The 11,588-nt window shown below is 60.7% G+C and carries 10 protein-coding genes; 9 read left to right on the forward strand and 1 reads right to left on the reverse strand.

Features of this window, described 5'->3' with window-relative positions; all coding sequences use genetic code 11:
- Positions 1-3 precede the first annotated feature (3 nt).
- On the forward strand, positions 4-438 hold the full coding sequence (locus K2Y56_RS21220) for a TIR domain-containing protein (RefSeq protein WP_235918668.1): 435 nt from the start codon (positions 4-6) through the stop codon (positions 436-438).
- A 35-nt stretch (positions 439-473) separates the two neighbouring features.
- Positions 474-1,358, forward strand: coding sequence for a DUF4231 domain-containing protein (locus tag K2Y56_RS21225; RefSeq protein WP_151690320.1), 885 nt, complete (start codon positions 474-476; stop codon positions 1,356-1,358).
- 21 nt (positions 1,359-1,379) lie between these two features.
- On the opposite strand, the gene K2Y56_RS21230 is transcribed toward K2Y56_RS21225, so the two are convergent.
- Positions 1,380-2,326 (reverse strand): IS630 family transposase gene (locus K2Y56_RS21230; RefSeq protein ID WP_292512389.1). Its coding sequence is split into 2 segments (ribosomal slippage): positions 1,380-1,990 and positions 1,990-2,326, totalling 948 coding nucleotides; the frame shifts between segments, so codons are not numbered across the junction.
- Between the two features lie 198 nt (positions 2,327-2,524).
- Between K2Y56_RS21230 and K2Y56_RS21235 the strand changes: the two genes are divergently transcribed.
- The 7 genes from K2Y56_RS21235 to K2Y56_RS21265 all read left to right on the forward strand — a co-directional run bounded on the left by K2Y56_RS21235 (position 2,525) and on the right by K2Y56_RS21265 (position 11,236).
- Positions 2,525-3,346, forward strand: coding sequence for an IS5 family transposase (locus K2Y56_RS21235; RefSeq protein WP_292512392.1), 822 nt, complete (start codon positions 2,525-2,527; stop codon positions 3,344-3,346).
- A 125-nt stretch (positions 3,347-3,471) separates the two neighbouring features.
- The gene (locus K2Y56_RS21240) at positions 3,472-4,203 is read left to right on the forward strand and encodes an AbiV family abortive infection protein (protein ID WP_235918391.1); all 732 of its coding nucleotides are present in this window, start codon (positions 3,472-3,474) and stop codon (positions 4,201-4,203) included.
- 131 nt (positions 4,204-4,334) lie between these two features.
- Positions 4,335-4,928 (forward strand): DUF6088 family protein, encoded by a 594-nt coding sequence (locus tag K2Y56_RS21245; protein WP_151690319.1) that lies wholly within the window; start codon positions 4,335-4,337, stop codon positions 4,926-4,928.
- Entirely contained in the window at positions 4,921-5,937 is a 1,017-nt protein-coding gene (locus tag K2Y56_RS21250) for a nucleotidyl transferase AbiEii/AbiGii toxin family protein (protein ID WP_151690318.1), read from the forward strand. Before K2Y56_RS21245 ends, K2Y56_RS21250 begins: the two co-directional genes overlap by 8 nt.
- Before the next feature lie 22 nt (positions 5,938-5,959).
- On the forward strand, positions 5,960-7,918 hold the full coding sequence (locus K2Y56_RS21255) for an AAA family ATPase (protein WP_192799398.1): 1,959 nt from the start codon (positions 5,960-5,962) through the stop codon (positions 7,916-7,918).
- Positions 7,919-7,922: 4 nt separating this feature from the next.
- The gene (locus K2Y56_RS21260) at positions 7,923-9,914 is read left to right on the forward strand and encodes a UvrD-helicase domain-containing protein (RefSeq protein WP_192799397.1); all 1,992 of its coding nucleotides are present in this window, start codon (positions 7,923-7,925) and stop codon (positions 9,912-9,914) included.
- A complete protein-coding gene (locus K2Y56_RS21265; RefSeq protein WP_151690315.1) occupies positions 9,911-11,236 on the forward strand; it encodes a hypothetical protein in 1,326 nt (441 codons plus the stop codon). Before K2Y56_RS21260 ends, K2Y56_RS21265 begins: the two co-directional genes overlap by 4 nt.
- Positions 11,237-11,588 lie beyond the last annotated feature (352 nt).

The raw sequence follows: 11,588 nt of genomic DNA on the forward strand, positions 1-11,588 counted from the left end.
AGGTTGGGCGACATTCGGTCCCTGGAGGAGAAGGCCAAAGCGGCACTTCAGGGGGGAAAACGAAATGTCTTTATCAGTTTCGCAACAGAAGATATGAACGAGGTTAATCTTCTGCGCGCGCATGCAAAGAACGAGAACAGTGATATCGAGTTCAACGATCACTCCGTTCGCGAGCCCTATGACAGCGAGCGCGCGGAATACATCAAACAAAAGATTAGCGAGCGGATATCGCGTTCATCGGTTTGTGTCGTCTACATTTCCGACAATACCGCGCAAAGCCGGTGGGTGACCTGGGAGGTAGAGACCAGCCTCGCTCTTGGAAAAAAGGTGGTAGCTGTTCATCCCAAAGGTGGCGCTCCACGGCAAAATCCATCTTGGGTGGCGAAGCACGGCGTGAAGGTAGTCCAATGGAATAAACTAGCTGCAGAACTGAAGTAGCCTGATCGCGACCACATTTCCGGAGATCCGTCGATATGGAGCCTGAAAACTTTCCCGCATTGTATCGGTCCGCGGATGGCTCCGCCGCAGATGCTCAGCGTACGTATCTATGGCTTATCCGTTTGCAATATGTCCTCCTCACGATTGCGGCGACGATATCCATATGGTTCGGCAACTCTCCGGATCTATACATTGTTTACGCGCTGGTTTTGGCAGCATCGACGGTGCTACTACTTTACATGGCGGTTCAAAAGCCCGAAAAAGAGTGGTATGGTTGCCGTGCGCTAGCAGAGTCTATCAAGACATCCACTTGGCGCTACATGATGCGTGCGGAGCCGTTCGAGGACGCACCAAAACTGTCGGAGGTAGCCGAAAAGTTTTCGGGTTTCCTCAAGGCCATTCTAGACGCCAATAGCCACATACGCGATTCTATCAGTCGTCGGCCCGTAACAGGCGGTCAGATCACCAACGATATGAACCGAGTACGCGCTCTGCCGCTGGAGGACCGTATTCAAAAATACATCACAGACCGGATCACAGATCAACGTGAATGGTATGTCGCAAAAGTTAAGTGGAACAGGAGACGATTTCGTCTTTGGATCGGAATCTGCGTCGTTGTTCAAGGCGCCGCTATTGGCTTAGCGCTTCTTCGAATTCGCCATGATCCATCGTGGATGATTTGGCCGACAGAACCTTTACTTGTCATCGCCTCTTCCGCCATAGGATGGATACAACTGAAGAAGTTCAATGAGCTTGCTTCGGCGTACAGCCTCACCGCCCACGAAATTGGCATCCTTGAGACCCGCGTCGCGACGATCGACTCTGAGGTGAAATTTTCTGCGTTCGTGAATGAAGCCGAACGAGCGTTCTCTCGTGAACATACCCAGTGGGTTGCCCGCCAGATCGAGAATGTGCCCTGATCTGATTAGAGCGGTTTTCGATCACTCCGGGTCATAGCCGCATGAACTGAAGTAGTTTGTGCATTCGTCTGGCTGGAAGATATCGACGAGTTTGCCGATCAGGTTCCAGAGGCCGCTGACGGTTCGCTCGCCGATCTTGCGAAGCATGGCCTTGAGCTTGGAGAATGCCTTCTCGATCGGGTTGAAGTCGGGGCTATAGGGCGGAAGGAAGCGCATTGTTGCGCCGGCCGCTTCGATCTTTTCGCGCACCGCCGCTCGCTTGTGGCTCGACAGGTTGTCCATGACGACGATGTCGCCGGGGCGCAGTTCGGGAACGAGCACCTGGGTGACATAGGCTTCGAACCAGTCGCCGTTGATCGGTCCGTCCAGCACCATTGGTGCGACCATGCCGGTCATGCGCAAGCCCGCGACCAGTGTAGTGGTCTTGCGATGACCGTGCGGGAAGCCCATCCGCAGCCGCTCGCCTTTCGGGCAGCGGCCATGGCTGCGGGTCATGTTGGTGGCGGTCCACGTTTCGTCTATGAACACGAGCCGCTCGGGTTCGAGGTCGAGTTGGCCGTCGAACCACTCCCGCCGCTGCTTCAGGATGTCGGGCCGGTCCTGCTCGATGGCATGGCCAGTCTTTTTTTGCGCGTCATGCCCCGACGCATGAAGAAGCGATGCAACCCGGCGACCGAGACGATCAGGCCGATCTCGGCCAGGCCAGCGCGCAATTCCTCAAGGGAGATGTCCTTGCGCGCCTCCCAGATGGCGAGGATGTCTGCCGCACGCTCTTCCACCCGTCGTGAGCGCATGTCGCCGCCCTGCGGCTTGGGAGCATAGTCACCGGTCTCGCGCCGCTGCGCCTCCCACCGGATCGCCGTCGATGGCGCGACACCAAACCGGGTTGCCGCAGCACGGCAACTCATCCCGCTATCAACCGCCGCCAGAAGTCGGGAACGCAAATCCATCGAAAGAGCTTGGGCCATCCATGCCGGCCTCCTTCACCAGCATGGATTCTGAATCAGAAATCATGCCCCGCGGGAATCACCCGCCGATTCAAAGCGGTCGAAAACCGCTCTAAGAGCCTGATTGGAAATTAAGTTGAGTGGTATCAGCAGGTTACCTTGACGGCGTGGCCTGTCGTTGATTCAGGGGTTTCGCCAAAAACTACCGTGGATTCAACGATGTGGACCGATACCACTCGCGCCCTACATGCGCGAAGCGGGCTGGCCTTGCCAAGTGATTTGACAGATGCCGAATGGCGAGTGCTGGAGCCACTGCTACCACCCGCGTCCTTTGTGGGCCGTCCCCGCAAGTGGCCGCTGCGGCGCATTGTCGAGGCAATCCTGTATCTGCTGCGCGGCGGCCTGCCATGGCGGATGCTACCGCCTTGCTTCCCGCCCGTATCGACTGTCCGGCATTGGTTCTATCTGTGGCGAGACAATGGCCTGTGGCTGGCGATCAATCACTCGCTTCTGATGATGGCGCGGGAAGCCGATGGTCGCGAGGCCTCGCCCAGTGCCGGTGTCATCGACAGCCAGAGCGTGAAGACCACTGAAAGCGGTGGTCCGTGCGGCTATGACGCGGGCAAGAAGATCAAGGGTCGCAAGCGACATATCCTGACCGACACCGACGGCAATCTTGTCCACGCCGTCGTGCACACTGCCGATATTCAGGATCGCGACGGTGCCCCGCTGGTTCTCGCCGAAATTATCAGGCGCTTCCCCTGGCTGCGTCATGTGTTCGCCGATGGCGGCTATGCCGGTGACAAACTCCGCGATGCGCTGCGCCGGATTGGAAAGTGGACCATCGAAATCATCAAGCGATCTGACGCCGTCAAGGGCTTCGAGGTGCTGCCCCGACGCTGGGTCGTCGAGCGGACGCTGGCTTGGCTCAACCGCAATCGGCGCTTGGCCAAGGACTTCGAGCAGACCATCGCCTCAGCCACCGCGTGGCTCTTCATCGCCTCCATGCAGCTATACACCCGCCGCATCGCAAGAGCATGAAATCAATAAACTTAATTTTGAATCAGGCTCTAATACACCAACCAATCAGCGAGCAAGTCGGTCGCGGAATGTGTACGGCGCCTACGATCGCTGAAGTATTTCAGTCTACAAAATGCTGGACAACAATGAACGATGTAAAAAGGGAAGACAGGGGAGAGAAAGCCGCGAAAGGCGACCAGGCGCCGTTGGCGGTTCTCGTCCGCGGCGCCGAGAAGACATTCGATAATGCGGAGCGCCTTTTTTTCGAGGCGGAGCTTCTGGCGAAAGCTGGCGCGGTGGCGCGTGCCCTTTGCCTTCACCAGATCTCTCTCGAGGAGTGTTCGAAGGTCAACAACCTCGGCGCCTGGGCGGTCAGCCTGGTTCTTGGGTTCGAAGTCGATCAGAAGAAGGTGCTCGCCGCCTTCGGGCGTCACGCGGCCAAGAATAAATCGAATGCATACATGCTGAAGGGTTCGGAGGCCGAAACCGATGCGAAGGCCCGTGGCGACTGGGAGGCTGCCATGGAGGCGTTCAGGCAGACCCAGGACGAGTTTCACGAGACGTCGAACCGCGCCAAGAATGCCTCCCTTTACGTGGACTGGGTTGATGGTGAGTTCACCGCGCCAAGCGAGCGCATCACCAAAGAGATGCTGGCCGAGATCACCGAGCGCAACGCCGAGTTTCTCGGCTATGCACAAAGCGGGCTGAAGATGCTCGAGCGGCTGGAGACGTCGCCGGATGCAATGAAGGGCCTGCTCACGCCTTTCGTCGAACAGGCCGAAAAACTCCGCGAAGAGAAGCCGGACGATTTGATGGGCGCAATGGAGACATTGCTGTCGGGCTTTCTCGAAGAGGGCAAGCAGAAGCTGAAAGGTTAGGCTTCGCATCGAACGACCCTCCTCTTCGAACGGGGGCCGCTCTCGACAGATGGGCAGGTCGGGAGGGCAGGCATCTAGCCAATCTTGAAAACTGTCAGAAAACCGCGTATATTTCTGACAGGAGATTTGCGATGCAGCGCTTGACTGAACAGATTCTTGAGCATGCGACGCGGCTGTCGGAGGGCACGCCCGTTGCAGCTAAGAGCTTGCTTCACCTTGGCAATCGCGCCGCGGTGGATCAGGCCCTGTCGCGCCTGGCCGAGCGGGGGCAACTGATCCGGGCCGGACGCGGAGTCTACCTCCTGCCGGTTACGAGCCGGTTTGGGACCAGGGCGCCGTCGGTGGAACAGGCCGTCGAGGCGCTCGCCGCCCAGCGCGGCGAGGTTATCGTCTCGAGCGGTGCTGCTGCCGCCAATAGCCTCGGGCTGACCACGCAGGTGCCGGTCCGGTCCGTCTATCTGACGTCGGGGCGCACCCGGAAAATGAGCCTTGGCAAGCAGACCGTCGAGCTTCGCCACGCACCTCGCTGGCAGCTCGCCATGCCGCATCGGCCAGCGGGTCAGGCCGTGCGAGCACTCGCCTGGTTGGGGCCGGAGAAGGCCGAGGCGGCCCTCAAGACCCTGAAACGGAAGCTGCCGCCCGCCGCCTTCAGCGAGCTGGTGGCGGCGGCACCGCAGCTTCCGACCTGGCTCGCGCAAAGCGTGGGAAAGGTCGCGCATGGCTGACGCCTTCCTGCTCCTTCCGGCCGAGGATCGCCGGGAGGCCTTGAGCGTCGCGGCCGACCGTTCAGGCCGACCAGCACACCTTCTGGAGAAGGACGCATGGGTGGTGTGGGCGCTGGCGACGCTCTACGGCTCGCCGCTTGGAGAACATCTCGTCTTCAAGGGCGGCACGTCGCTCTCAAAGGCCTATCAGGTCATCCGACGCTTCTCCGAGGATGTCGATCTGACTTACGACATCCGTGCGCTCGCCCCCGACCTCGTTGGAGACAATGGCGAGGCGCTACCCAGGACGCGAAGCGAGGAAAAGCGCTGGACCAGCGCAGTGCGCGAGCGCCTGCCGCAATGGGTGACCGGAGCCGTTCAGCCGGTCATCGCCGAAGCCCTGGCGAGGGGCCACCTGTCTGCGGCGATCCGGGTCGATGGCGATAAGCTCTTCATCGACTATGAGGCGACGACGGCAGGGTCCGGCTACGTTGCCCCTAGCGTCATGCTCGAATTCGGCGCCCGCTCGACGGGTGAACCTGCGACCCCGCGCGATGTCACCTGCGACGCGGCCGGGCTGGTGGATGGAGTGGTCTTTCCAACGGCTCGACCGAGGGTCATGCATGCCGAGCGGACGTTCTGGGAGAAGGCGACCGCGATCCACGTCTTTTGCCTTCAGGAGCGGCTGCGCGGTGATCGTTTCGCGCGTCACTGGCATGACGTGGTGCGTCTCGATGAAGCCGGCTTCGCGGCGGCGGCCTTCGCTGATCGCGAACTGGCCAACGCCGTGGCACGTCACAAGGCGATGTTTTTCGCCGAGAAGGCCGCCGACCGATCTCCGATCGATTACGCCTCAGCCGTGAACGGCGGTTTGCAACTCGTGCCGGCCGGCGACGGCGCGAAGGCTCTCGCAGAAGATTACGCGCGGATGATCGACGATGGGCTCCTTCTCGATGAAGCCGAGCCTTTCGAGACGCTCATGGAGCGCTGCGCAGACATCACCGCGCGAGCCAATAGCGCGGCAGGATAACAAAAAGCGAGCTGGGGCGGCGATGTACATTTCCGAAATCTATGCGAGTGGCTTCCGGTGCTTCGACCCGACCGCCCCGTTGCTGCTAAAGCTCTCGTCCGGCCTCAACATTCTCGTCGGGCCAAACGACGCCGGCAAGAGCGCGATTATCGATGCTGCCCGCTACGTCCTTTGGACACGCGGCGACGACTATATCCGTCCGGACGAACACGACTTCCATGTTGGTGCAGACGGCACGCGCGGATGCGACTTCATCGTTCGCTGCACCTTCGACGATCTCAGTGCTGACGAAGAGGCCCGGTTTCTTGAATGGTGCGCCAACGAAAAGGGAAAGCTTCGCCTGCACGTTTGCATGCGCGGCTCCCGGCGCGTCTCGCCAGGTGGCGGCAGCATTATTTCCAGCCAGCATCGCGCCGGCGCGGAAGGCGAAGGTCTGCCGCTCGACGGGGAACTGCGCGAGTATCTGAAGGCCACCTATCTCAAACCGTTGCGCGACGCCGAGCGCGAGATGCGTGCGGGCCGACGGTCACGCCTGTCGCGAATCCTCGGCGCGATGCCCACGATGGGGCCGCAAAGCAAACCCGCCGCGCAGGGTAGCGATGCAACGCTCCATGACACGCTGACGGCGGCTGATGTGGCCGTCCGAAACAACGCCGCGGTTGGCGGCGTCGCCAGCAGCGTCAACACGGATTTCCTCGACAAGCTGTCATTCGTGGACGACCGCCTCGTCGCGACGCTGGATCTCGGCGCTGGCGGTTCGTTCGATCAGATTCTTGAGCGGTTCGAACTCTACCTGAATGCCAAGGCGGGCACCGAGCGCATCCAGCGCGGCCTGGGCTACAACAACCTGCTATTCATGGCGGCCGAGCTGTTGTTGCTCCAGTCCCATCCCGATCAGGTGCCATTTCTGCTGATCGAGGAGCCCGAGGCCCATCTACATCCGCAACACCAGACGCTCTTCATGGAAGTGCTGGCGGCCCGTGCTGCCAAGCCGGACCCCGACAAGGGCGAGACCCATCAGCAGGTCCAGGTGCTACTCACCACCCATAGCCCTCAGCTCGCTGCCGGCGCCGAGCTTGAGACCATGACGATGATCGTCGGTCACCGCGCCTTTCCGCTGGGAGCGGCCCATACCCGGCTTGAAGTGGACGATTATGAGTTCCTTCGTCGGTTCCTCGACGCGACCAAGGCCAACCTGTTCTTCGCCCGTGCGCTGATTGTCGTCGAGGGCGACGGTGAGCACCTGTTGCTGCCGGCAATCGCCGAGAAGCTCGACCGTCCGCTCAGCCGTCACGGCGTGTCGATCGTCAATGTCGGCCACCGTGGTCTGTTCCGCTACAGCCGGATTCTGCAGCGTAAGGCCGGGAACGCGATCCCGGTGCCCGTGGCGCTGATCCCCGACAGGGACATCCCGCCGCCCGAAGCGAAAGACCTCGTCGGCGACCGTAAGACCGAGAACGAGTTGACTCAGGACGAGATCGCAGCGCGGCTGAAGACGCTGCGGCGCGACGTCGGAGATCCCGTCGACGCTTTCATCGCCGATAGCTGGACACTTGAATTCGATCTCGCGCTTCGGCCCGAGCTTGCCGAGAGCGTTCACCAAGCCGTCCAACTCGCCAAGACCAGCAGCCGTAAGCCCGAGTGGCTCGCGAAGATCGTGAAGAAGGCCAGTGAAACCTACGCGGGCTGGAAAGAGGCTGGACACTCTGCGACCGAGATCGCCGTCAAGATCTACCAGCCCGTCCATGACAAGGAAGCCTCCAAGGCCGAGGTCGCCGAACAACTCGCCGCCATCCTGCGCAAGCGCGCGGATACACCGGAGCAGATGCGCGACTGGCTTCCTCCTTATCTGGTGCGCGCGATCGACTACGTGACGGGTGGTTATCTTCCCGGCGCGCCAGCGACTGCTCCTGAGCCGGATGCTGAAGATGAAGAGATCGGGGCCGCCGGGATTGAAGGCGCGGCGGCGGTGGAGGGGTAACATCATGTTCGAGATCCTGCCGCTCACACCCGAACTGCTTGCTGAACTTGGCGCCGAGCTGGGCGGTTGCGATTTTACTGACCCGAGCCAGGCCGACTTTCTGGCGAAGGCCACCCCATGTGACGTCCAGGCTGCGCCCGGCAATGGTAAGACGACGCTGCTGGCGGCGAAGCTCGCGCTGCTTTCGCGTAACTGGTTGACCCGCAGGCGAGGCGTCTGCGTGATCTCACATACCAATGCCGCACGGACGGAGGTCGAAGACCTGATCGCCCGCCACCCGACCGCAGCACGGCTAACGGCTTATCCTCATTTTACCGGCACGGTCACGGCCTTCATCAACCAATATCTTGCCTTGCCCTATCTTCGGGGCCTGGGTTGGAGCGTGCGGCAAATTGACGACGATGCCTTCGCGGCCGAGGCGCTGCGACGTTATCCAAACTGGGGTGTACTCGACAGTCTCGCCAAGAATCCGAAACTCAAGCTGAAGCGAGGGCTTGAGGATTGGATAGCTAACCTGGTTCTCGATCCCGCCTTCACCGACGCTGCGATATCCCCTTCATCGTTAGCGGTGCGCCGGCGTAAGGGGCAGCACGGCGTCGACACGCCTTGCGGGAAAGCATTGGCCCAGCTCAAGGCTTCGATGGTCAAGAGCGGGCTCTATCGATACGCTGACATGACCGCGCTCGCGTGGCGTGCGCTCCGTGAAAACCCGGCTCTTGCCGAGCGGCTTCGCGATCGCTTCCCGCTCGTCATTCTTGATGAGGCACAGGACACCCATGGCGAACAACTTCGGTTGCTGGAGCATGTCTTCAAGCAAGACGGGGCGGCGTTCCAACGCCTCGGGGACAGCAATCAAACGCTCTATGAGGACGATGGAACGGCGCCAGCCTATTGGACACCGGGGCCCGGTTGTATCCCTCTCGACACGAGCCGCAGGTTCGGTGGGGAGATCGCCGGTTTTGCAAGCCGGCTGACGGCGCGCCAGGCTCAGACGATTGTGGGCTTGGGCATACGGCCCGCGTCGCGGGTGATGTTTCTGTTCGACGAGGGTACGATCGGCGGGGTTCTGGAAGCCTTCGCCGAAGAAGCGCGCGCGCTGTGGGGCGACGATTGCAGTAGGCGCGACGTCTGGGCGGTCGCATCGCGTCATAATCTGCCCGCCAAGAAGGGAGCGTGGCAGCCGAAGAGTCTCGTCGACTATCATCCGGCATATCGCAGCGAGGGTGGTTCTCGCGGGAAGGCCAACCTCCTTTGCCGGCAGCTTCGGAAGGCTGCGGTACACCATGCCGCAGCACGCCCTCCCGCTGAGGTTGGCGAGATGCTCGCGGTCGGCATTTCCGGTTTGGCGCGCGCCCATGGGTGGAAAGCGGCAAATGAACGTCCGATTACCGCGCATAATGTGTGGGCGGCACTATCGCGTCGCGACCTCGCGTTGCCGCGCGCTGTACGGCGAGTTTTACGGGACTATGTGCTTGCCGGCGATGCCGTGTGGGATCAGGGAGCATGGCAAGCGTTCACGGAACTATTGCTGCCTCTCTTCGCCCCGCATCCTGACGGTGCTGAGGACGATATCGCCGCATTTTGTGGGTTCGTCGCCGAGCAAAAGGCCGACCTTACCGACCCTGAACGCCGCTCCACGAAGCAGGTGCGGTTCGACGAGCTCACACTGCGGCTGGGATCGATCCACTCGGTCAAGGGAAAGAGTGTGGACGGAATTCTCGTCGTCGAGAGCGAGGTATGGAAAGGCAGCAGCGCAGGCGAGCAGTGCATCGATCTTACCACAGTGCTTCCCCGTGCATTCGGCGTTACCGACCAGCCATTTACGGGGGTGGGACTCACCGCCGCGACCAACGTCTTCGTGGGTGTGACTCGACCGCGGGAATTGCTTGGCCTGGCGTTGCGCAAATCTGAAGCAACGGCGCTGATGGGGCCTGCCACGGATCAAGGGTGGAAACTCGTCGACCTTGTAGCCCAGGCTACGGAGTTGAAGGAATGAGCGGGCTCGTGTCGACCTCGGGGCTGGGAACGTCGACCAAGCTGATTGGTTTGACGAAGCATACGAAACACGGTCACGTACCAAACCCGGTCTCTCCGCATTTCGTGGCGCCGCCGGCCCAGTCGAGTCTATCTTTCAACCCGATGGCGTTGGCGGCCGCGATCGCGAGGACTGCAACGACCTGGGATGATGCGCCCGTCGCCTTGCTCGACGGGTTGCAGCAAAGTGCTCTGATCGAACTGCAGACGCTGCTCCAGGATGGATCGGCGTTTGCGCTCGAATCTCATTTCAAATTTCTCGCGGATACTGCCGGGTCTCAATTTGCGGCCAAGGTCGGCGCTGGCATTGCCCACCTCTACATGGACGCTCTCGGCTACGCATGGCGAGCGAACGCGGCGTGCCTGTCGTCGTCGCTCGATCCCCATGCGGATTTCATCTACGAAGGCGGCAACGCGTCCGGCCACGGTGTTGTGCTTGCCGAGGCGCACGGCTCGTTCGCCAAAGATGCGAGCGCAGCGAAAATAGCGAACTCGGCGAAGAAAAAGTACATCAAGCAGGTAAAGCCCTTTGTCGCGAAGCCGTCGCCGTTCGGAAAGGTAATCCACGGCTATTCGATTGCATTCGGGTCAAAGCCGACGACAGCCGGGAGCTTCCTGGCCGTATCGGAGACGCGGATCTCCAAGCCGCGAAAACGGACCGCATCCACGGATGTCGTTCATGCTGACGAGGCACCCGAAGCTACGCCTGCGTCGATGGCGTTGGCGACTCATCGGTCTAACTTTCTGCTGATGGGCGCGCCGGATGTGACAAATTGGATCGACTGGCTCCGTTTTCCGGATTCCGCTCCTCCGGAGCGAACCGATGTTCCGCTTCTTCGATTTGACTATGCCGGTCGAACCTATCTGGCGGCGACGCCGTGGCTTTCGCGACCAGAAGGCCCTCCATGGTGGATCGATGATTTCTTCGATCACCACGGTTGGTGGCGATTTGCACAGCGCACACGGTTTTCGCGACCAGGTCATCCTCGTTCTGATTTCGGCTCGTTCGCGATCGAGGAGAAGGCGGGGGCTGAATTCCTGAACACACTGAGCAATGCGATCCGCGGCCGAGGCGTGGGGCCGCCAGCGACGATGAGGCTTCCAACCGTCGAACCAACGGGGTTTGCGCTCTCCGCAGGAGATCGCGCTGCCGTGGCCGAGGCCGACGAGCCTTACCACTATGCGCTTTTCCGCGACGGCTTGGCGCTCTTGGGAGAGCCCTTCCGTGGGCGGCCGCGTGACGTAGTTGTCTGGTCGCCGGATGAAGGGATGGCGCTTGGATGACACTGCTGTGGCGGATCGCATCGCAGAGCGTACCGTGATATGAGCTTCGCGACGGTACTTTCTTGGTTCGCAGTGAGAGCTATCCGTGCGGTCGAAAACGGGTCTCAAGAGGCGATCGACCTCGATAGATACCGAAGCCACGCAAAAAAATTTTCAGGGGAATTTCCCTTTAAAATCAACACCGTAAGTTTTTGACGGCCTATGGGTCGGCTTTTGATGCTGCGGACAAGAAAAAACACAGTTAAATCAATGATTTGACTGTGTTATAAGCAATTGAGTGGGAGTGAACGTAATTCGTGCCGTGGCTTCCGCTCTGATGGTACCGACTGCGCGGTAAAGTTCGGCACCGGAC

Source organism: Methylobacterium sp., assembly GCF_019745455.1.
Classification (GTDB): domain Bacteria; phylum Pseudomonadota; class Alphaproteobacteria; order Rhizobiales; family Beijerinckiaceae; genus Methylobacterium.

What these genes read in the sequence shown, in the direction of transcription:
- K2Y56_RS21225 (WP_151690320.1), top strand. Translation starts at nt 474, where the DNA reads ATGGAGCCTGAAAACTTTCCCGCATTGTATCGGTCCGCGGATGGCTCC.
- K2Y56_RS21260 (WP_192799397.1), top strand. Translation starts at nt 7,923, where the DNA reads ATGTTCGAGATCCTGCCGCTCACACCCGAACTGCTTGCTGAACTTGGC.
- K2Y56_RS21240 (WP_235918391.1), top strand. Translation starts at nt 3,472, where the DNA reads ATGAACGATGTAAAAAGGGAAGACAGGGGAGAGAAAGCCGCGAAAGGC.
- K2Y56_RS21245 (WP_151690319.1), top strand. Translation starts at nt 4,335, where the DNA reads ATGCAGCGCTTGACTGAACAGATTCTTGAGCATGCGACGCGGCTGTCG.
- K2Y56_RS21250 (WP_151690318.1), top strand. Translation starts at nt 4,921, where the DNA reads ATGGCTGACGCCTTCCTGCTCCTTCCGGCCGAGGATCGCCGGGAGGCC.
- K2Y56_RS21265 (WP_151690315.1), top strand. Translation starts at nt 9,911, where the DNA reads ATGAGCGGGCTCGTGTCGACCTCGGGGCTGGGAACGTCGACCAAGCTG.
- K2Y56_RS21255 (WP_192799398.1), top strand. Translation starts at nt 5,960, where the DNA reads ATGTACATTTCCGAAATCTATGCGAGTGGCTTCCGGTGCTTCGACCCG.
- K2Y56_RS21235 (WP_292512392.1), top strand. Translation starts at nt 2,525, where the DNA reads ATGTGGACCGATACCACTCGCGCCCTACATGCGCGAAGCGGGCTGGCC.